The following is a 21,451-nucleotide window of genomic DNA, read 5'->3' on the forward strand; positions in this document are numbered from 1 at the left end:
CGGGCTCCACAACGTGGCCGCAGCGGATACGGACCTGGTGTTCGGAATGATCTGTGAGGAGTGGGGGCTGCTGATCGCCGTGATGGCGGTGGGCGCCATCATCGCTCTGGCATTTTTCGCCGTCCGGACCATCCGGGTGGGTCGGTCCAGCTTCTATACCATCGCGGCCTGTGCCGCCGGTTCATTGCTGGTGTTCCAGACGTGTTTGAATGTGTTCGGCTCTGTGGATCTGCTGCCGCTGACCGGCGTCACATTTCCCTTTGTCTCCAACGGCGGTTCTGCCATGATGTCCGCCTGGGGACTTCTGGCCTACCTGAAGGCCACGGATACCCGGGAGAACGCCAGCTTTGCCATCCGGCGGGGGCCGCAGCGGCAAATCACGGCGGAGGCTCGCCGGCGGGCGGAACCCATTGATGATCCCTTTGGGCAGGAAGAGGAGGCGGATCATGAAGAAGATTGAGCGGCGGGCACTGGTGTGCTGTATACTGGCTGTGCTGCTGGCTGCGGGACTGTGTGTCTTTCTGGGCAAGTACCTGCTGGATGGCGGCAGCTGGGTTTCCTCGGCGTTCAACCGCCATCTCTACAACAGCTCCGGCGTTCTGGCCTGCGGCACGGTGCTGGACCGGGACGGGGACGTGCTTTCCACGGTGGAAAACGGGGAGCGGACCTATTATGACGACGCCGGCGTCCGCCGGGCCACGCTGCACGCGGTGGGAGATCTGCAGGGAAACATCGGCACCGGGGCTCTGAATGCATTTGCCGACCGGCTCAGCGGGTATAACCTGCTCAACGGGGCCTTCGGCGCTCAACAGGGGAATGATCTCTACCTGACCATTGACGCCCGGTACAACTACGAGGCCTATCAGGCACTGGGGGGCCACGCCGGTACGGTGGCCGTTTACAACTACAAGACGGGGGAGATTTTGTGCATGGTCTCCGCCCCCAGTTATGATCCGCTGAACGTGCCCTCGGACATTGAGACCAACGACCGCTACAAGGGCGCGTACATCAACCGGTTCCTCTCCTCCACGTTCACACCCGGGTCTGTGTTCAAAACCGTGACATTGGCGGCGGCACTGGAACAGATCCCGGATCTGGAGAGCCGCACCTGGACGTGCAACGGCAGCGTGGAAATCGACGGGGAGACCATCGTCTGTTCCGGTACCCACGGTGAGCAGAATATCGGAGATGCCTTTGCCAATTCCTGCAACGTGGCCTTTGCCCTGATCGCCCAGGAACTGGGCGGAGACGTGCTGGAGGAGTACACGCAGAAGGCGGGGCTGATGGACAGCTATTCCATCAACGGTCTTCCCACAGCCAAGGGGACCTTCCAGTTCCAGGACATCAGTGACGGAGAACTGGGGTGGTCCGGCGTCGGCCAGGGACAGGACCAGGTGAACCCGGCGTCGCTGATGGTGTATATGGGCGCCATCGCCAACGGGGGAAAGGCGGCACAGCCCTATCTGATCGAAAAGACGGTCAGCTCTCTGGGCATTCCGTCGCTGCCCCATCTCACCAAAAAGACGGGCAGCCTGCTCAGCGCCGATACGGCCCAGCGCCTGGCGGATATGATGGCGAACAATGTGGAGCAGACCTACGGCGCCTCCCGGTTCCCCAATATGGACATCTGCGCCAAGTCCGGCACTGCTGAGGTGGGGGAGGGCCAGACGCCCCATGCCTGGTTTGCCGGGTTCCTGCGCAATGAGGACACGCCCTACGCGTTCGTAGTGCTGGTGGAAAACGGCGGCGGCGGCAGTTCTGTGGCCGGCACTGTGGCTTCCAAGGTGCTGGACGTGATGGTGAACGGATACTGATACGAAAGAGAGTCGAAACAATGAAGGATAACAAGCGGGGCTTTTTGCTCCAGACGGTCAAGCAGATGAACAATGGCGCCATTGTCTCCGGCATCGGCTTTTTGCTGTACGTGGCCGCGTCGGCACTGGAGCTGGATGTACTGGCGGGCATTTTGGCCATCGCCTTCGGCATTGCGGCGCTGTATGTGCTGGTCTCGGTGGCAGAGGGGAGAAAGCGGGACAAGAAAGCTGTGAGCTACAATCTTCTCTGGGGACAGACGGCACTGACCATTTTGCTGGTGGGCTGCGCAGTGCTGACCATCCGGCTTTGGCTGGGACTGCAGTGAGTACAGGGATGAAAAAAGAGGACCGCACCATATGGTGCGGTCCTCTTTTTTGCATTGGGACGTCAGACAGCCGCCTGGGCGAGGGCGGGATCTTCCAACTGCTGCCGCAGCCGCCGCATGGCCCACACAAAGCACAAAACATGTACGGAGAAGGTAATGACCCAGGAGACGGGGTAGGAGACGTAGAGCATGGTCATCGTGTGGAACTGGGGGAGCTGGAAGAGCGTGGCAATCCACAAAAGGCGAAGGCCGCAGGCGCCGATCAGCGAGACGATCATGGGCATCACCGAGTAGCCGATGCCCCGCAGGCCGCCCACCATGACATCCATCATGCCGCAGATGGCATAAGTCCGGCAGACGATGCCCAGCCGAACCAGGCCTGCTTCGATCACGGCGGGACTGGTGGTGTAGATGCCCAGCAGCGGCTTTCCGGCAAAGGTGGCGGCGTTGCCCAGCACCAGCCCCACCACCAGCACGCACAGCTGAGCCCGGATCACGGTCTCCTTGATCCGGCGGTAATTGCCTGCACCCAGGTTCTGGCTGACAAAGGAGATGGTGGCCTGATAAAGGGCGTTCATGGAGACGTAGACGAACTGCTCAATGTTGGCGGCGGCGGAGTTTCCGGCCATCACCACCTCCCCGAAGGTGTTGACGGAGGACTGGATCACCACGTTGGAAAGGGAGAACAAAATCCCTTGAAAGCCCGCCGGCAGGCCGATCCGCAAAATCTGCCGCAGGGTCTTGCCATGGATGCGCAGCGCCCGCAGGTCCAGGTGCAGCGGTCCGGAGTCCCGCACCATGCACAGGACCACCAGAGAGGCGGAGATGCACTGGGAGATGACTGTGGCGATGGCCACACCCGCCACGTCCAGCTTCATGACGATCACGAAGAAGAGGTTCAGAATAATATTGACGACGCCGGCCAGAGAGAGAAAATACAGAGGCCGCCGGGTATCGCCCTGGGCCCGCAGCAACGCGGCGCCGAAGTTATAGACCATGGTGGGGGTCATGCCCAGAAAGTAGATCCGAAGATACAGCGCGGCAAGGTCCAGCACGTTGTCCGGAGTCTGCATCCAGATGAGAATGGTCCGGGCGCCGAAGACACCCACCACAGTCAGCAGCAATCCGCTGATCACGCTCAGCAGCATGGAGGTGTGAACAGTCCTGTGAAGCTCCTTTGCGTCGCCGGCACCGTAAAATTTGGCCGCCAGCGTGTTGGAGCCGACGGCGAGGCCGATGAAGAGGTTGGTCAAAAGACCGATGAGGGCTGAGTTGGACCCCACGGCCGCCAGGGAGTTGTCTCCTGCCCAGCGGCCTACCACCACGATGTCCGCCGCGTTGAACAGAAGCTGTAAGACACTGGAACACATCAAAGGAACCGCAAACTGCAGCAGCCTTGGCAGGATGGGACCGTGGATCATATCGATTTCGTAGCTTTTGCGCGGATTGTGCGCCATGAAAACCCCTCCGTTGGACCTGAATTTGTCTGCTGTTGACAGACATCGTTGGGCACGTCCTATGGTAACACGGCCTCTTCCGTTTTTCCACTGATTTTAACAGGCTCTTTACACAAAACAACAGAAAAAATTTACAAAAATTTAAGCGTCATTTATACACAGAGGTCAAATTGTCAGTGTTATGGCGACAAAAGGTTTGCTAAACTAATACTCTATGAAACTGTGCGCTTCTGACGTCGGAGTTTACAAGGGGTGTCCCCGGGACTCACGCGTGGGAAGACAGCCGCGGAAAGCGGCGGCAAGCAAGGAGGTGGAGATGTGCGCAGGGAAGCGGAAGAACGGGAGAAAAAGCAAAGTCCCCTGGAACAGGCGGCTGCGTTCATCGTTGACAAGCGAAAGGCTTTTTATCTGCTCTATATCGGGCTGGCGATTTTCTGCGTGGTAGCAAACGGCTGGATCGAGGTCAACGACGATCTGACCAGCTATCTGCCGGACACCACGGAGACCCGCCGGGGGTTGGATACCATGGAGGCGGAATTTACCACCTTCGGCACCAACCGGATCATGGTGGACAACATCGACTATGCCCGGGCGGAACAGCTCTCGGAGCAACTGGAGACGCTGGATGGCGTCAAGTCCGTGGAATTTGACGACACAGAGGACCACTATCAAAACGGCGCGGCGCTGTTTACCGTCACCTATGACGGCTCGTCAGAGGATCAGGTGAGCCTGGATGCCCTGGAACGGGTGCGGGAAACGCTGGATGGCTACGACGCATACATCACGGGAGACACCGGCTCCTCGGAGTCGGAGACCATTGCCGACGAGATGCAGATCGTCATGCTGGTGGCCGTGGTCATCATCGTGGTGGTGCTGCTCTTTACCTCCCAGACCTACATGGAAGTGCCGGTGCTGCTGGTGACCTTCGGCATGGCGGCGCTTTTGAACATGGGGACCAATTTTCTCTTCAACCCCATCTCCTTTATTTCCAATTCTGTGGCTGTAGTGCTGCAGCTGGCGCTGGCCATCGACTACGCCATCATTCTCTGCCACCGCTACACGGAGGAGCGGGAGCACCTGGAGGCCCGGGAGGCGGTGATCGCGGCGCTGAGCAAGGCCATTCCGGAGATTTCCGGAAGTTCCATGACCACACTCTCCGGCTTGGGGGCCATGTGCTTCATGCATTTTCGTATCGGATATGACCTGGGCATCGTGCTGATGAAAGCCATTTTGATGAGTATGCTCAGTGTCTTTACGCTGATGCCGGGGCTTTTGATGTCCTGCAGCCGCCTCATCGACCGGACCCATCACCGCAACTTCGTGCCCCAGATCAATGCCTGGGGAAAACTGGTAATCAAGACCCGCTATGTACTGCCGCCTGCCTTTGCGATCCTGCTGGTGCTGGGCTTCTGCTTTTCCAATCAGTGTCCCTATGTTTATGGGGAGAGCACGCTGCACACCTATACGCAAAATGAATCCCAGATCGCCCAGGAAAAGGTGGATGAGACTTTCGGGCCGGTCAACACGCTGGCCGTACTGGTGCCTGCCGGGGACTACGGCAAGGAAGGCCAGCTGCTGCAGGAGCTGGAGGACATGCCGGAAGTGGAGTCGGTGCTGGGCCTTGCCAATGTGGAGGCCATGGACGGCTATGTGCTTACCGACAAGCTCACGCCCCGCCAGTTTGCGGAGATGACGGATCTGGACATTGAAGTGGCCCGGCTGTTGTACTCCGCCTATGCTGTGGACCAGGAGAGCTACGGAAAGCTGGTGGGCGGCATTGACCAGTACAGCGTGCCGCTGATGGATATGTTCCTCTTCGTCTACGACCAGATGCAGGAGGGATATGTGACGCTGGACGAGGAAATGACAGCGGACATCGAGGACCTGCATACCCAGCTGGTGGACGCACAGAAACAGCTCAAGGGTGAACATTACAGCCGTATGGTATTGGAGCTGGCGCTGCCCGAGGAGAGTCAGGAGACCTTTGATTTCCTGGATACCCTGCATCAGACGGCGGAGAAGTACTATCCTGAAGGGGTGCTGCTGGTGGGCAACTCTACCAGCGACCGGGATCTGTCGGACTCCTTTGTTCAGGACAACATCCTCATCAGCATTCTCACGGTGGTCTTCGTGATTTTGGTGCTGGTGTTCACCTTCCAGTCGGCAGGACTGCCTATTTTGCTGATTTTGGTGATTCAGGGCAGTGTGTGGATCAACTTCTCCTTCCCCTATCTGATGGACTCGAACCTGTTCTTCCTCAGCTATCTGATCGTCAGCTCCATCCAGATGGGTGCCAACATCGATTATGCGATTGTGATCACCAACCGCTATACGGAGCTGAAAAAGCAGATGCCGCTCCATGAGGCGGTGGTGGAGGCGCTGAACCAGGCATTTCCCACCATTGTCACCTCCGGCACGATCCTGGCCACCGCCGGAATTCTAATCGGCTTTTTGTCCTCTGCGCCCTCTATTTCTTCCATTGGCATCTGCCTGGGACGGGGCACGGTGATCTCCATTTTCCTGGTGATGGCGGTGCTGCCTCAGATTTTGCTGCTGGGAGATACCATTATCGAAAAGACCGCGTTTACCCTCAAGTACCGGGGGGCCGTTCAGTCCCGCACCGGCAGCGTACGGGTGGACGGGCATGTCCGGGGTTATGTGTCCGGCATGGTGGACGCAGATTTGAAAGGTACGCTCCATGGTACCATCCACGCAGTGGTGGACGCAGGTGCTGTACAGCCGGAAGAGCCGCCACGGCAGTTGCCATCCGGCGGAGAGGAAGAAGCGGAGAAAGGAGGATCGGATGAGAAAGACGCGCATTAAGCTGCTGCCGCTGCTGGCGGCGATCTGCCTGCTCATCTCCCTGGCGCAGCCTGCTGCTGCGGCCCAGGAGGGGGAGATCACGATCACCACGGTGGCGGATCTGCTGGAGCTGGCGCAGCGGTGTTCCCTGGACACTTGGTCCCAGGGAAAAACGGTCCGTCTGGAGGCGGACCTGGATCTGGCAGGCACTGCCTTTACGCCGATCCCCACATTCGGCGGCACGTTTGATGGCCAGGGACACACCATTTCCGGCTTGTCCCTTACGGGCAGCGGCTCCAAACAGGGCCTTTTCCGCACGATCCAGTCCGGCGGCGTGGTGGAGAATCTGACGGTCTCCGGTACGGTGGCACCCAGCGGGAGTCAGACCAGCGTGGGCGGCATCGCCGGTGTCAACGCCGGTATCATCCGGGGCTGCAGCTTCAGCGGCTCCGTGTCCGGCAAGACCGCAGTGGGCGGGATTGCCGGCCGCAACAAGGAAAGCGGCCAGATCGCAGACTGCTCCGTCTACGGAATCATCCAGGGGGAGAGCTCTACCGGCGGCGTGACCGGGCGGAATCTGGGTGTACTGCTCAAGTGCAGCAGCAGCGCCAGCGTGAATACCAGCGAAGAGGGGAGCTCTGTGCCCAGCGTGGAGGATCTGGCAGATTTGGATCTGGAGTCCACTCTGACAGGCACGGATTCCGATGAGGCCGAGTCTCTGCTGGATAGCTGCACCGACACCGGCGGTATAGCCGGGTATTCCAGCGGTGTGATCCAGAGCTGCACCAATTCCGGAACCGTGGGTTATCCGCATGTGGGCTATAACGTGGGCGGTATCGCAGGCCGCCAGACCGGATATTTGGCGGGCTGCGTCAACAAAGGCTCTGTCCTGGGAAGGAAGGACGTGGGCGGCATCGTGGGCCAGGCGGAGCCGGACCTGGCGGTCAACCCCGGCAGCGATACGCTGGAACGGCTGCGGGCGGAGCTGGATACACTGGATGGGCTGATCCAGCAGGCCATTGATGATGCCCAAAGCAGCTCGGATTCCGTCTCCGCTCACCTCACCGCCATCGGAGATTATACGGACGAAGCCCGGGACCACACCAAGACTCTGGCGGATCTGTCTGCGGATTTCATCGACGATGGTATGGACTCCCTGAACTCCCTGAGTGCCAGTGTCACAAATGCGCTGGATCAGGTGGCGCCTGCGCTGGATGATCTGGCGGCGGCCTCCGACAAGCTGGAGGAGATGTCCGGAGATCTGGAGGAGACGCTGGAGAAGCTGACGGACACCTTGGAGGATGGAGAGAACATCCGGGTGGACGTGAAAACTGCGGTGGAGGCTCTGCGAGCGTCTGCGGCGGATATGGCCCGGGCGGCCCAGGCACTGCGGGAGGCATTGGATACCCTGCTGCAGGGTGTGGTGAACGACCGCCCGTCGGACATAGAGACGGCTCTTGCAGATCTCTTCAAGGAAATGAGCCGCTTGAGCCAGGCCGTGGAAGGCACCGGCGATGCGGTGGGACTGCTGGGGGATGCCCTGGCAGGCCAACCGGATCTGCCGGGCGGCCAGGAGACGCTGACGGCCCTGAACACTCTCTCCGACGCCCTGACGGAGGCGGGAGAAGACTTGGGAGACGTTTCCCAGGATGTACCGGCGTCTGAAGTGGACTGGGATACGCTCAAAGCTGCGCTGGAGGCCATGGGGCAGGCGCTGTATCAGGCGTCAGGCCACTTTGAAAATGCGGTCAAGGCATTACAGACTGCCGTTTCCGATAGCCATGCCATGACCGGGGACCTGCGGGATGTGGTGGATGCGCTCTCAGATGTGATGGATACCGGCGAGGGGATCGGCCGCAAGCTCAGCAGCGCCTTCCGGACCATGGGCGACGCAGTGACGGAGCTGGCCGAGGACGGGCCGGTGGAATTTCCCGTTCTGGGAGAGGATGTCCGCACCGCAGGAGACGGCCTCTTTGACTCCCTGGGGGAGATCTCTTCGGAGATGGAGGCGCTGCACACCGCGATGGACACTGCCGGGGACACGCTGACGGCGGATCTGCGCAGCATCAGCAGCCAGTTTCAGACGGTGTTTGATGTTTTGCTGGACGCGCTGACCGACCTGCAAGACGGCACGGATAAGTCACTGGAGGATTACATTGAGGACACCTCGGAAGAGGACATCGCCGCCACACGGCAGGGGAAGGTGACACAGTGCCAGAATACCGGCTCTGTGGAAGGAGACCGGAACGTGGGCGGTATTGCCGGAGCCATGGCCATCGAGTTCGACCTGGACCCGGAGGACGACCTTGCGGACGATCTGTCCTTTGGCAGCAGCTATGAGACCAAGGCGGTGCTGGAGGATTCCGTGAACCGCGGCACTGTCACGGCGAAAAAGGACTGCGCCGGCGGCCTTGTGGGCCGCATGGATCTGGGCACGGTGGTCTCCGGCCAGAATTACGGTCCGGTGACCAGCACGGACGGCAATTATGTGGGCGGCATCGCCGGCTGGGCGGATGCCTCCGTACGGGACAGCTGCGCAAAATGCGCACTCTCCGGCGGGGATTATGTGGGCGGCATTGCCGGCTGGGGAGACCGTCTGCTAAACAACTGCGCCATTGCCACGGTGGAAGAAGGCACAGAGTATCTGGGCGCGGTGGCAGGTGACACTGATCTGGAAAAAGGAAGCGTCCAGGGCAACCGCTTTGTGGATACGGGGCTGGCGGCCATTGACGGGGTCAGTTACGCCGGAAAAGCAGAGCCGGTGGAGTTTGCGGCCCTTCGCCAGGAACAGGGGATTCCCACGGAATTCATCTCCTTTACCCTGACGCTCAAAGCCGGAGAGGATGTGGTTGCTCAGATTCCCTTCCAGTATGGAGAGGATCTGCGGCTGGTGGAGCTGCCGGAGGTGCCGGAACAGGAGGGCTGCTACGGTGCCTGGCCGGAGTTCGATACCTCGGGCCTTGCATCGGACATTACGCTGGAGGCAGTCTACACCCCCTGGGTCACCGTGGTGGCCAGTCCCCAGCAGGAGGGAAAGCTGGCGCTTGCCATGGCGGACGGCCAGTTTACCCAGGATGCTGCCCTTACCGTGCGGCAGAGTGACCAAGCGCCTCCCCAGGAGGCACAGGACAAAGACACGGTCCGGGTGTGGGAGCTCTCTTTGACCGGCACGGACCTGACGGAACAGGACACGGTGTCGCTGCGGCTGCTCAGCAGCGGCGGGGGCCGCGCCAGTGTCTGGCAGTACAGGGACGGTGCCTGGCATAAGGTAGACACAAAGCAGAACGGCCATTATCTGCTGCTGGATATGGAGGGAACCTCCGGGACATTTTGCGTCAGCTCCAGCCGGCACAGCGGTGCGGTTTTGCTGCTGGCAACGGCTGCCGTGCTGCTGGCGGTACTGGCAATCATTCTGGTGGTGCGCCGCAAACGGCAGAAGAAGTTTGCGGTGTCAAAACAGGCAGAACAGCCGCCCCAGACGGAAGAGAATTCGGGCGGAAAATAAGGAAAAGGCCCCCGTTTGCCGTGTGCGGCAGACGGGGGCTTGTTTTTCTGTCTGGAAGAGAGCGCGGGGAAGGCGCACCAGGCGGCGTACGGCCCGGGAACTTACTGTGCCTCTGGGGGAAAGACCACCGTCAGCAGCATTTTAAAGGCCTCCTCGCCATAGACCGCATGGGGCTTTTGAGCCGGCATGACCAACGACTCGCCTGCCCGGCATACGTAATCCGTACCATCCACCGTAAAGCGGCCGACGCCCTCCAGGACCTGGACCAGGGCATCTCCCTGAGATTCGTGGGTGCTGATCTCCTCGCCTTTGGAAAAGGCGAAGAGCGTCAGGCTGACCGCCGATGTCTGGACTAGCGTCCGGCTTACAATCTGTCCAGGCTGGGCCGTTACTTGTCCTGCCAAAGAGAGCACCTGTTCCGGCTGGATATTTTTTAAGGCAACCATTGGAATTCCTCCTTTTTTGGGAAACCGGGCGCAGAACCGTCCCGGATTTTATAGGATGTGATCAGCTTATCACAGAGAGAGGTCCCTGTCTGTTGGAATCACAACGAAACGGCGGAACGAATGGGATGCGCCGAATGTTGAGACGGAGAGATCAGCTCCCGGAAGTCCGGCCAGCGGCCCAGTTCAAACTGCAGCGGACGGGGCTGATGGCACAGCGTGGAGAGATCCACGAACTGTACCCGGGAATTTTCGTAGGTGGTCCAGTAAAAGCGTAGGGATTCGGCGCAGGCAACAGCGGTGTAGACGGTATAGTCATAGGGGAGGACATCTCCGTCCAGCTTGCCGGGGGACTCCGGCGCGGGAATGCGTACCATCCCCAGCGGGAAGGCGGTGCTTTCCAGAAGGCGGAACATGGCATTGACACCGGCCGCCTCGGTCTGTCCCTTCACCCCATAGGCTTTCAAAAAAGCCAGACGGACAAAGCGGGAAGGGGAGGACCAGTCTCCCGGAAGGCCCTGAGCGCCGCTGCCGGAGAAGCAGGGCTCCTGCCGGTGGCCTGCAAGCTCCACGGCGCCGTGGTCCAGGTCCCGGATGCCGGCATAGTTGAGAAGGTTGGTCCGGTGCCAGGGATAGTCGGGACTGTTGGTCATTACTCCCAACGTATCGCGGTAGATGTGGAGGCCGTCCCGGTCCGGTTCCACCACGATGGCCTCACCGGTGCGGTCGCTGAACGACCAGTGCAGCGGCGGGACAGTGCCCAGCAACGGGGTGTCCAGCAGCGTGATCTCCTCCCGGAGGGCATGGACCACCTCTGCCACGGTGGCGCACTGGGCCAGCAGATGATAGACCAGGACCGGCGGCTGGAGCGGCGTGGTCCCGGGACGGGGGAAGCCTTCATAGCAGGCCAGCTCCCGATAATAGAGCTGGCCGCCCATCAGTCCCTGGTCGTTGATCCCCTCATAGAGCAGCGGCGAGAGGGAGACGGACAGCAGCCCGGTCCCCACGGCGGCATAGGCAGACCGGAACCGGTTTTGCGGCGTGCGATCACAGACGGCGTAGCAGGTTCCCCGGGGGAGGTAGGTGACACGGCTGTCCGATGCCAGCGTGTTGAAGTCAAAATTCCGGCCCCAGAGGTGGCGCTGATCAGCGGTTTCCCAGCTCATTGCGCTGCATCCGGCGTCTAGTCCGGAGAGGGACGGTGCGGGGTGAATCATGGTCTTGGCCTCCTTACCAGTCAATATTTATTCTCCAAGGATTTCCAAAAACACCCGGTTTTATCCGGCCCCATTCTGAGGCAGGCGAAACCGGTACCTGTCCGCGCCGGAAAGGTCTGGGGACAGACAAAAAGAAAAGCAGACACGTTTGCGTGTCTGCTTTTCCATACCCGGTGAGAAGCGCAGCGGAAGAGAGAGGGGACCGCGTACACGGCTTCACGGGGCGCATCAGCGCCGAGTTTTAAGACGGGCCATGGCTCGGGCCAGGGCGGCTTTGGAGTGGTAATACTCGTGAATGCTCTGCTTTTGCCGCAGACATTCCTCCGCCCGCTTCTTGGCGGCCTCTGCCCGCTTGCGGTCAATCTCCTCCGGATGCTCGGCAAAGCCCACCAGAAGGATCACATAGTCCGGCTTGATCTCGGCAAAGCCGGAACCCACCGCGGCGGGCTCCCACCGGCCTTCGGTCTTGTAGCGAAGCTCACCGGGCTCGATGACAGTGACCACCGGCTCATGGCCGGGGTAAATGCCCATCTCGCCGTCCACAGCCGGAAGGATCAGTGCCTCGGCGGGACCGATGTAGAATTGGCGCTCCGGGGTGATGATCTCCAGATAGAAGGTGTGCGCCTCGGCCATTTACACCGCCCCCATCTTCTTCGCCTTTGCGATGACTTCGTCCACATTGCCCACGTTGCTGAAAGCGGCCTCGGGGTATTTGTCCAGCTCACCGCCCAGGATGGTCTCGAAGGAACGCAGGGTGTCCTCCAGCTTGACATAGCGGCCCTCCAGACCGGTGAACTGCTCAGCCACAGAGAAAGGCTGGGAGAAGAACTGCTGGATGCGGCGGGCCCGTTCCACGGTGCGGCGGTCCTCTTCGCTCAGCTCCTCCATGCCCAGAATGGCAATGATGTCCTGCAGCTCCCGGTAGCGCTGGAGCAGCTCCTGAGTGCCCCGGGCGACCTTGTAGTGACGCTCGCCCACCACGTCGGGTTCCAGAATCCGGGAAGTGGATTCCAGAGGGTCCACGGCGGGATAGATGCCCTGCTCCACAATCTTACGGGAGAGGACGGTGGTAGCGTCCAGGTGGGCGAAGGTGGTGGCAGGGGCGGGGTCGGTCAGGTCGTCTGCAGGGACATAAACCGCCTGCACGGAGGTAATGGCCCCGTCCTTGGTGGAGGTGATGCGCTCCTGCAAAGCGCCCATCTCGTTGGCCAGGGTGGGCTGATAGCCCACGGCAGAGGGCATACGGCCCATCAGAGCGGAGACCTCAGAGCCGGCCTGGACATAGCGGAAGATATTGTCGATGAACAGCAGCACATTCTGCTTTTCCCGGTCCCGGAAGTACTCGGCCATGGTCAATCCCGTGAGAGCTACCCGCATCCGGGCTCCGGGGGGTTCGTTCATCTGGCCGAAGACCAGGGCGGTCTTGTCAATGACACCGGACTCGCTCATTTCGCGCCACAGGTCATTGCCCTCACGGGTACGCTCACCCACGCCGGTGAAGATAGAATAGCCGCCGTGTTCCGTGGCGATGTTGTGGATCAGTTCCTGAATCAGCACGGTCTTGCCCACGCCGGCGCCGCCGAAGAGACCGATCTTGCCGCCCTTGGCATAGGGGGCCAGCAGGTCGATGACCTTGATGCCGGTCTCGAAGATGTCCACCACGGGACGCTGGTTTTCAAAGGCAGGAGGCTGACGGTGGATGGACCACTTCTCAGTGGTCTTCACCGGGCCCTTTTCGTCAATGGCGTCACCCAGGACGTTGAACATCCGGCCCAGGACCCCATCACCCACAGGGACGGAGATGGGGGCGCCGGTAGCGGTGACGGACATGCCGCGCCCCAGTCCTTCGCTGGGGGAGAGCATGATGCAGCGCACCGTGTCTCCGCCCACATGCTGGGCCACTTCCATCACCTGACGCTTGCCGTCCAGCTCCACCTCCAGGGCCTCTTTGAGCTCCGGAAGGTCGCCGCCGGAGAAGGCAACGTCCACAACAGGTCCCATGACCTGTACAATGGTTCCCTTATTTTCACGCATATTTGAAAAAATCCCCTTTCGGGCATGGATTGCCCCACAGAGTCATCGCCCCGCCGGGCGGAAAGAAAATCGAATGTGATCCGAGTGCGTTGTCTGCACGGATTACAGCGCTGCCTGAGCGCCGCCCACCACCTCGGTGATCTCCTGAGTGATGGCGGATTGACGGGCGCGGTTGTAGGAGAGGTTCAGGTCCTGCAGCATGGCACGGGCGTTATCGCTGGAGGACTTCATGGCTGTCATCCGGGCATTTTGCTCGCAGCAGTAAGATTCCACCAGTGCACCGAAAATGTCGCCCTTGAGATAACCGGGCACCAGGCGGTCCATAACGGCCCGGACCGAGGGAACATAAGTCACGTCCCGGTTGTAGCTGTCCCGGTTTGCCTCATACTTGGGAAAGACGTCCGGGTCCAGGGGGAGGAGCTTGTGGACGGTGGGCTCCATCTGGAAGGAGTTGACCATCCGGGTGAAGAGAATATAGACCTCGTCCAGCTGCCCGGCAAGGAACAGATCGATCATCAGCTCAGAGATGTCCCGGGCGCGGTGCATGTTGGGGTCCTGGGCCGTGTAGAGAAATTCCACGTCGATGGGAATATTGTGCTCCTGGAAATAGGAGCGGCCCGTCTGGCCCACCACAAACAGCGCGAAGTTGGGCTTTTTGGACATTTTCTCCTCTGCCAGTTTCAAAATATTGTGGTTGTAGGCGCCCGCCAGACCCTTGTCGGCGGTGACAACGATGTAGCCCACTTTCCGCTTTTCCGGCGGGATGCCGGGGCGCTTGTCGAAGAAAGAATGGTGAATCTCCGGAGAGTGGTGCAGAATATCGGAGATGGTGACCTCGATCTTCTGGAAGTAGGGCTCCACGTCGTTGAGCTGCTTACGGGCCTTGCGCAGATTGGAAGAGGAGATGAGGTACATGGCGTTGGTGATCTTCAGCGTCTGTTCCACACTTTTGATGTGGGTACGAATCTCTTTTATGCTTGCCATGTGGTGCTCACCCGCTTTTTGGCGTCCTCCAGAGTCGAGCGGATCACCTCAATGGCGGGGCCGCTCAGATTGCCGGTGGACTCGATTTCCGCCGTGACGTCGGCGTGTTCCGTCTCCATCTCCTGGGCGAAGTCCAGTACAAAGTCCCGGACCTTGTCCAGAGGCACATCATCCACCAGACCATTGGTGGCCACATACAAAATGATGGCCTGCCGGCTCACCGGCATGGGGTGGTAGAGGGGCTGCTTCAAAAGTTCCAGCAGCCGCCGGCCGTGATCAAGGGACTGCTGGGTGGCGCTGTCCAGATCCGAGGCGAACTGGGTGAAGACCTCCAGTTCCCGGAACCGGGCCAGGTCGATCCGCAGCGTACCGGCGGTCTTTTTGATGGCCCGGGTCTGGGCTGCGCCGCCCACACGGGAGACGGACAGACCCACGTTGACGGCGGGACGCTGGCCGGAGAAGAACAAGTCCGTCTCCAGATAGATCTGACCGTCGGTGATAGAAATCACGTTGGTGGGGATATAGGCCGATACGTCGCCGGCCTGGGTCTCGATAATAGGCAGGGCGGTCATGGAGCCGCCGCCGTATTCCTTGGTCAGGCGGCATGCCCGCTCCAGCAGACGGGAGTGGAGATAGAACACGTCTCCGGGGTATGCCTCACGTCCGGGGGAACGCTTGAGCAGCAGGGAGAGGGTACGGTATGCCACCGCGTGCTTGGAGAGATCATCATAGACAATCAGCACATCTTTTCCCTTGCTCATGAAGTACTCGCCCATGGCCGCGCCGGCATAGGGGGCGATATACTGCATAGGTGCGGACTCGCTGGCGGTGGAGGAGACGATGATGGAGTAGTCCATGGCGCCATGCTTTTTCAGCGTGTCCTGAATCCGGGCCACAGTGGATGCCTTCTGGCCGATGGCCACATAGATGCAGATCACATCCTGTCCCTTTTGGTTGAGGATCGTGTCCACCGCAATGGCGGTCTTGCCGGTCTGGCGGTCGCCGATGATCAGCTCCCGCTGGCCCCGGCCGATGGGGACCATGGCGTCGATGGCCAGGATACCGGTCTGCAGGGGAACATTCACCGGCTCCCGGGTGACCACGCCGCTGGCCTCATGCTCAATGGGACGGGTCTCCGTGGTCTCGATGGGGCCGAGGCCGTCAATGGGCTCGCCCAGCACATTCACCACACGGCCGATCAGACCGTCGCCTACGGGCACGTCGGCAGGACGTCCGGTGCGGCGCACCACGGTGCCCTCCTTTACGCCGGCCTCGCTGCCCAGCAGCACGACACCCACACTGTCCCGGGACAGGTTCATCACCATGCCCTTGACGCCGGTGTCCAGTTCCACCAGTTCACCGTAAACCGCCTTGTCCAGACCATAGACGGTGGCGATGCCGTCGCCCACCTCCAGCACAGTGCCGGTTTCGCGGCACTGCACCCGGGTGTCATATTCCTGAATCTCCTCCCGCAGGATGGAGACGATTTCTTCGGGATTCGCTTTCATGCCATTCGCCTCTCTTCCAGTTGCCGGCTCAGACCGGCCAGCGCCCCGCGGACGCTTTTATCATACGTGACGCCCTCCAGTTCCAGCGTAAAGCCGCCCAGAAGGGAGGGGTCGATGCGGACGTCAAACAAGATGTCCTGCTTGTGATGGAGCCGGCATAAGGCAAGGCGGAGCTTTGAAAGCTCCGCCGCCTCCAGAGGCCGGACACAGGTGAGCACGCACCGGGCACAGCCCCGCTGTGCCAGCGCCAGATCCCGGAAAGAATCCAAAATCTCAGGCAGCAGGGTCATGCGTCCCTTGTCCGCCAACAGCCGGTAAAAGTGCAGCAGTGTCCCGCAGCCGTCCAGGAAGGGCAGCCGCTCCAGGACCCGGCCCTTTTCCTCCGCCCGGATGGCGGGGGAACAGAGAACGGTCCACAGGGCGGAGTCCTCCATCATGGCGCCGGCGGTGCGGCGCAGAGCCTGTTCATCGGGAGAGAGCGCATAGAGCGCCTGGGCATACCGGCTGGCAAGATCACTCATGCCTGCTCACCCACTTCCGACAAAAAGGCGTCCACGAGAGCCCGGTCATCGTCGCTGTCCATGGAGGTCTGCGCCACCTTGGAAGCGGCCAGCAGGGCGAGGGATGCCACTTCGTTCCGGGCGCCCCGCAGCATGACGTCCCGCTCAGACGCGATCTGTGCCTCAGCTTCGCTGCGCACCTTCTTGGCGTCGGTTTCGGCGTCAGCCAGCTTTGCCTCGTAGGCCCGCTGGGCTCTGGTCTGCGCATCGGCCACCAGTTTGGCGGCCTCCTGCCGGGCATCGGTGAGCCGGGACTCATACTCGCTCTTGTAGGCCTCCGCCTGGCGGCTGCTGGCCTCCGCAGAATCGATTTCCTGCTTGACCAGGGCCGCCCGGGCCTCCAGCACGGCGTTTACCCGGCCGAACAGGAGCTTTTTCAAAATCAGATAGAGTACCACCAGGTTGATGACGGTGAACACAATGGTGGATGCTTGGAAGTCCAGCATTGGGGACACCCCCTTTAACCGATGAAGATGATGAGCAGGGCCGTGATGAAGCCGAAGATGGCGGTGCCTTCTGCCAGAGCGCAGCCCAGCAGCAGCGCACTGTTGATCTTGCCGGCAGCCTCAGGCTGACGGGCGATGGCCTCACTGGCCTTGCCGGTGGCAAATCCGATTCCGAGACCGGCACCCACGCCGGTGAACACAGCCAGAGCCGCAGCGATGATTCCGATAGACATAATTGAGTTCCTCCTTAATCAGTTGGGTGAATCTTCTTCCTTGATCCCCTCGCCGGTAAACAGCGTGGTCAGAAATACAAAGACAACAGTTTGGATCAGCCCGTCAAACAGGTCGAAGTACAGGCTGAATACCGCCGGCACCACCGCCGGCACCACGAACTTGAGCATCTCCATAATGATGAAGGCGCCAAGAATGTTGCCGAACAGCCGCATGCACAGGGCCAGGGGCCGCACCGCCACTTCCATCAGGTTGATGGGGATGAGCAGGGGCATGGGCTCGGCGAACTTCTTCAATCCGCCCAGCGGGCCGTTGTAGCGGAACTGCGCTCCGTAAATGAGCAGCATACTCATTAGAGCCAGCGCCGCGGTGACGTTGATGTCCTTGGTGGGGGGCGTCAGACCAAAGATGCCGATGATATTGGACAACGCGATGTACAAAGCCACCGTTCCCAGCCAGGGAACAAAGGGGCGCCAATGGGAACCGAGATTTCCCTTTAAAAACCCATTGAAAAACTGCACGCCGCTTTCCAGTGCGACCTGAACTTTGCCTGGATTGCGGACACTCAGCCGCCTTGTCAGTACCAGAGACAAGATCACCAGCACCGCCATCACGATCCACGACACCACCACGGATTCCGACACTGGGATTCCGCCCAGCAGCGGGATGGTGAACGCGGTCTTGTTCCCCAGCTCGTCGACCAGGGTTTCCTGAAATGCATCCAAACACACATCACCTCGTTTTCGCGCTGGTTATCTTACCGCGCCGGTTTCTGTTTTGGAACCCTTTTGAAAGTAAAAAAAGTATTGAAACCAAAAATTATGCAGGACGATCCAGTACGGTCCCCATGGGGAAGGCGGTGCGGAACACCTTGCGCACCAGCGGGCCGGCAATCAGCAACTGCAGGGGCAGCGCCATCACAAAGTTGCGGGGAATGTTCATCAGCCAGCGCATGGGTACATCGGACCAGGCACCGGTGTGCACCGCACCCTCGCAGGCTCCGTAAAGAGACATGATGATGACCATGGGGACCACCATGCAGCAGGAAATGCAGATCACCTTCTTGAAGGGGGTGTCCTCCGGCTTCACCAGAAAACGAAAGGCAAATCCCTTGGCAAGGCCTGAGACCAAAAACCAGTCGCAGCACATGGCGAACACATAGGCCACGGGGAATCCCAGCCATGCGTCCCGGATTACCTCTATGCTCAGACGGCCGTACTGCATGGCCACGTTGTAGACGCTCATCCAGAGCACCATCACAAAGCACATCAAAACGGTGTAAATCAGACTTTCTCTTTTGTTGGTCGGCATATAATTTTCTCCTTTCAGCGATCCCGGCTTTTTGCCGGATGAAAACATTGAAAATTATACCGCGGTGGTTTCTCCCTTCGTAATTGTGGCTTTTTCTAAATCTGCGGGAGGAAATATGCAAAATGTGCTCCATTTTGACAGGGGCCCCGCGGTTTGACAGCTCCGGTGATTTTTTTTATACTAAAAAGAAAAGGAGGCGCATCCCGATGCCCACAAAAGAGAGATCTTCCATCCGCGCGCAGCTCATGCGTCTGAGTCTGGTGATCGTCGTGGTCTCCATCGCCCTTTCGATGGTGGGGACCCTTTCCTATACGCTTCATACGGAGCAGCAGTCCTTGGACAGCAATCTTATCAACTCGGCCTCCATTCTGGCCCAGGTGCCTCTGGTGCAGGCGGCGCTGCAGGATGAGATCCCGGCGGAGAAGCTGGCGGATTTTCTGGATGAAACCACAGAGCGCACATCGGATATTGATCTGATTTTGGTGGCGGACCAGGACAACGTATTGCGCTATGTGCCGAATCGGGAGATGATCGGGGACCGGTATACCGGCACGGCACAGCTCTCTGCCCTGGAGGGAGCAGAGCCCTATACCTCCAATGAGGCCGGACCCATGGGGACCGACCACTCAGCCTATGCGCCGGTGCGGGATGAAACCGGGCAGATCATCGGTGTGGTGATCGTGGGCGTCTATGTCCGCAGTATGGCTCAGGTGACGCTGAATACGGTAGTCTGCCTGCTGGGGATCGGCCTCGTGGCGGCGGTGCTGGGGTCTGTGCTGGCGATGCGGCTCTCGGGCCGCATCAAGCAGGCCCTTCTGGGGTATGAGCCGGACGCCTTTGCCCGGCAGTTCCTCCAGCGGGAGGGAATCCTGGATTCCCTGGAGGAGGGCATCCTCGCCATCGACCGGGAGGGCAACATCATTTTCCTCAATGACTCTGCCGCCAAGATGCTCTCCATGGAGCGGCAGGATGTTTTGGGCAAGCCGCTTCACGAAGTTTATCCCCAGTCCACCCTGGACCGGATTCTCCGAACCGGTCAGTCGGAGTACAATGTGAGCATGCACTCCCTCAAGGACATCCGGGTGTTGGCTGACCGGCTTCCGCTGTATGAGGACGGCGTTTTGTCCGGCGCTGTCAGCATTTTCCGCAACCGCACCGAGGTGACCCGCCTGGCCGATGACCTGACTGGCGTACGGCATATGGTGGACGCTATGCGGGCCTATACCCACGAGTTCATGAACAAGCTCCATGTGATTTTGGGCCTTTTGCAGATCGGCGAGCCGGAGAAGGCCCAGCAGTACATCATGGATACCACCCGCGTCCAGCAGGAGGCGGTAAGCCGGATCATGCACCAGATCGGCGAGCCGTCGGTGGCGGCGCTGCTGGTGGGAAAGACCAGCCGGGCCAATGAATTGGGAATCCAGCTGACGCTGGACCGGGAGAGCGTTTTGAGCGGAGAGGACGTCTGGCTTCCTCCGGACGCCTATGTGACGATTCTGGGGAACCTGATCGAAAATGCCATTGAAGGACTCAATCAGTCTCCCCGTGCCTCCAAGGAGGTTCTGGTCAGTATCCGGGAGAGCGAGGAGAGCTTGCTTTTGTGCGTGGAGGACACCGGCCCCGGAATTCCCACAGATCTGCGCCGGACGCTGTTCCAGCGGGGCACATCCACCAAGGGCCGCAGCCGGGGCACCGGACTTTCTCTGGTCCGGGAGGTGGTGGAGGCCTACCACGGGGAGATCCGGGTGGAGACCGAAAGCGGCGTCGGAACATCCTTTTTTATCAGCTTTCGCCGGGAGGAGAACCCGGCTTCCAAGGAGTAATGCGCGATGTATCGTATTGTGATCGTAGAAGATGATCCCATGGTCTCCCTGCTGGACCGGACCTATGCGGAAAAAGATGCCCGCTTCCAGGTAGTCCAGATGTTTCAAAACGGCCAGGCCGCGCTGGAGTGGCTGACGGAGAATCCGGCGGATCTGGTGATCCTGGATGTGTACATGCCGCTGCTCACCGGGTTTGAACTGCTCCGAACGCTTCGGTCCCGGCAGATCCCGGTGGACGCAATCATGGTCACCGCGGCCAATGATCCGGAAACTGTGGATGCACTGCTGAAAATGGGTGTGGTGGACTATCTGGTCAAGCCGTTTACCTGTGACCGATTCCAGCAGGCGCTGGAGACCTTTTGCCGCCACCGGGCGGCGATGGCGGGGGAGGCCGTGAGCCAGGGAGCGCTGGACCGGCTGTTTTCCCGCGCTGCCCCTGCGGACCAGGGCATCCCCAAGGGACTTCAGGCAAGCACGTTGGAGCGGATTCGGGAGTGCCTGCGCTCCGCCCCCATGGAGGGGGTGGACAGCGAGACCCTTTCTCGGCAGACGAATCTCTCGGTGGTGACAGTCCGCCGCTATGTGAATTACCTAGTGGAGCGGGGCGAGGCGTCCAGCACCATCAACTACGATACCGGCGGACGGCCCTGCCGGCTGTATCGGGCTTTGCACTGAGGGCGGAAAAACTGTTTAGGAGGCAGGTATGGCGACGATCATAGAAGTTACCGATTTATCCAGGCCGGAGCTGGAGCCGTTTGCCCGTTTGACGGAGGCACAGCTGCGGAATCGTCTGGAACCGGAGAAGGGGATTTTTATCGCTGAGAGTCCCAAAGTGATCCAGCGTGCGCTGGATGCCGGATATGAGCCGGTTTCCCTCTTGATGGAGCAGCGCCAGCTGGCCGGACAGGGGAGGGATATCCTTGCCCGCTGCGATGTGCCGGTCTATACCGCCTCCCGGGAGCTGCTGGCGCAGCTGACCGGCTATCCGCT

The 21,451-nt window shown here is 60.3% G+C and carries 19 protein-coding genes and 1 pseudogene; 8 read left to right on the forward strand and 12 right to left on the reverse strand.

All coding sequences use genetic code 11. The features are described 5' to 3' along the window. From QZL67_RS02990 to QZL67_RS03000, 3 genes are all read left to right on the forward strand, one after another. Nucleotides 1-460, forward strand: a 460-nt coding sequence (locus QZL67_RS02990; RefSeq protein ID WP_292919742.1) for an FtsW/RodA/SpoVE family cell cycle protein, incomplete at its 5' end; no start/stop codon positions are given. Further along, complete coding sequence (locus QZL67_RS02995; RefSeq protein WP_022289293.1) at nt 447-1,814, forward strand: penicillin-binding transpeptidase domain-containing protein; 1,368 nt, start codon at nt 447-449, stop codon at nt 1,812-1,814. The genes QZL67_RS02990 and QZL67_RS02995, both read left to right, overlap by 14 nt. A 20-nt stretch (nt 1,815-1,834) precedes the next feature. Continuing rightward, nucleotides 1,835-2,140, forward strand: a complete 306-nt coding sequence (locus tag QZL67_RS03000) for a hypothetical protein (RefSeq protein ID WP_022289294.1) — start codon at nt 1,835-1,837, stop codon at nt 2,138-2,140. Between the two features lie 62 nt (nt 2,141-2,202). Here the strand turns inward: QZL67_RS03000 and QZL67_RS03005 are convergent, their stop codons facing one another. Then, nucleotides 2,203-3,597, reverse strand: a complete 1,395-nt coding sequence (locus tag QZL67_RS03005) for an MATE family efflux transporter (protein WP_022289295.1) — start codon at nt 3,595-3,597, stop codon at nt 2,203-2,205. 318 nt (nt 3,598-3,915) lie between these two features. Here QZL67_RS03005 and QZL67_RS03010 point away from each other — a divergent pair, with 318 nt between their 5' ends. Together QZL67_RS03010 and QZL67_RS03015 are read left to right on the forward strand one after the other, a co-directional pair. Next, nucleotides 3,916-6,420, forward strand: coding sequence for an RND family transporter (locus QZL67_RS03010; RefSeq protein WP_022289296.1), 2,505 nt, complete (start codon nt 3,916-3,918; stop codon nt 6,418-6,420). After that, the gene (locus QZL67_RS03015) at nt 6,401-9,904 is read left to right on the forward strand and encodes a hypothetical protein (protein ID WP_022289297.1); all 3,504 of its coding nucleotides are present in this window, start codon (nt 6,401-6,403) and stop codon (nt 9,902-9,904) included. The genes QZL67_RS03010 and QZL67_RS03015 overlap by 20 nt, the downstream gene beginning before the upstream one ends. A 101-nt stretch (nt 9,905-10,005) precedes the next feature. Here QZL67_RS03015 and QZL67_RS03020 read toward each other — a convergent pair whose 3' ends face one another. The 11 genes from QZL67_RS03020 to QZL67_RS03070 form a co-directional block, all read right to left on the reverse strand. Next, entirely contained in the window at nt 10,006-10,350 is a 345-nt protein-coding gene (locus QZL67_RS03020; protein WP_022289298.1) for a cupin domain-containing protein, read from the reverse strand. Nucleotides 10,351-10,448: 98 nt separating this feature from the next. Further along, nucleotides 10,449-11,564: a linear amide C-N hydrolase gene (locus QZL67_RS03025; protein WP_022289299.1), complete on the reverse strand. Its 1,116-nt coding sequence runs from the start codon at nt 11,562-11,564 to the stop codon at nt 10,449-10,451. 228 nt (nt 11,565-11,792) lie between these two features. Then, the gene (gene atpC, locus QZL67_RS03030) at nt 11,793-12,197 is read right to left on the reverse strand and encodes an ATP synthase F1 subunit epsilon (RefSeq protein WP_022289300.1); all 405 of its coding nucleotides are present in this window, start codon (nt 12,195-12,197) and stop codon (nt 11,793-11,795) included. Beyond that, the gene (gene atpD, locus QZL67_RS03035) at nt 12,198-13,598 is read right to left on the reverse strand and encodes a F0F1 ATP synthase subunit beta (RefSeq protein WP_022289301.1); all 1,401 of its coding nucleotides are present in this window, start codon (nt 13,596-13,598) and stop codon (nt 12,198-12,200) included. A 102-nt stretch (nt 13,599-13,700) separates the two neighbouring features. Beyond that, nucleotides 13,701-14,582 carry an ATP synthase F1 subunit gamma gene (gene atpG, locus QZL67_RS03040; protein WP_022289302.1) on the reverse strand — a complete coding sequence of 294 codons (882 nt, stop codon included), beginning with the start codon at nt 14,580-14,582 and terminating at the stop codon, nt 13,701-13,703. Further along, a complete protein-coding gene (atpA, locus tag QZL67_RS03045; protein ID WP_022289303.1) occupies nt 14,570-16,090 on the reverse strand; it encodes a F0F1 ATP synthase subunit alpha in 1,521 nt (506 codons plus the stop codon). The genes atpG and atpA overlap by 13 nt, the downstream gene beginning before the upstream one ends. Continuing rightward, nucleotides 16,087-16,611 (reverse strand): ATP synthase F1 subunit delta, encoded by a 525-nt coding sequence (atpH, locus tag QZL67_RS03050; protein WP_022289304.1) that lies wholly within the window; start codon nt 16,609-16,611, stop codon nt 16,087-16,089. Before atpH ends, atpA begins: the two co-directional genes overlap by 4 nt. Then, nucleotides 16,608-17,096, reverse strand: a complete 489-nt coding sequence (atpF, locus tag QZL67_RS03055; protein ID WP_022289305.1) for a F0F1 ATP synthase subunit B — start codon at nt 17,094-17,096, stop codon at nt 16,608-16,610. Before atpF ends, atpH begins: the two co-directional genes overlap by 4 nt. A 14-nt stretch (nt 17,097-17,110) precedes the next feature. Next, entirely contained in the window at nt 17,111-17,329 is a 219-nt protein-coding gene (gene atpE / locus QZL67_RS03060) for an ATP synthase F0 subunit C (RefSeq protein WP_022289306.1), read from the reverse strand. 18 nt (nt 17,330-17,347) lie between these two features. Further along, nucleotides 17,348-18,052, reverse strand: coding sequence for a F0F1 ATP synthase subunit A (locus QZL67_RS03065; protein WP_022289307.1), 705 nt, complete (start codon nt 18,050-18,052; stop codon nt 17,348-17,350). 94 nt (nt 18,053-18,146) lie between these two features. Further along, a complete protein-coding gene (locus tag QZL67_RS03070; RefSeq protein WP_022289308.1) occupies nt 18,147-18,638 on the reverse strand; it encodes a hypothetical protein in 492 nt (163 codons plus the stop codon). Nucleotides 18,639-18,844: 206 nt separating this feature from the next. On the opposite strand from QZL67_RS03070, the gene QZL67_RS03075 reads away from it, so the two are divergent. From QZL67_RS03075 to QZL67_RS03085, 3 genes and pseudogenes are all read left to right on the forward strand, one after another. Beyond that, a complete protein-coding gene (locus tag QZL67_RS03075; protein WP_022289309.1) occupies nt 18,845-20,461 on the forward strand; it encodes a sensor histidine kinase in 1,617 nt (538 codons plus the stop codon). Nucleotides 20,462-20,467: 6 nt separating this feature from the next. After that, nucleotides 20,468-21,136 carry a response regulator gene (locus tag QZL67_RS03080; protein ID WP_022289310.1) on the forward strand — a complete coding sequence of 223 codons (669 nt, stop codon included), beginning with the start codon at nt 20,468-20,470 and terminating at the stop codon, nt 21,134-21,136. A 28-nt stretch (nt 21,137-21,164) separates the two neighbouring features. Further along, nucleotides 21,165-21,451: pseudogene (locus QZL67_RS03085) on the forward strand (RNA methyltransferase); the annotation flags it as partial.

It is taken from the genome of Oscillibacter sp. CAG:155 (genome assembly GCA_000436875.1).
Taxonomy (GTDB): domain Bacteria; phylum Bacillota; class Clostridia; order Oscillospirales; family Oscillospiraceae; genus Oscillibacter.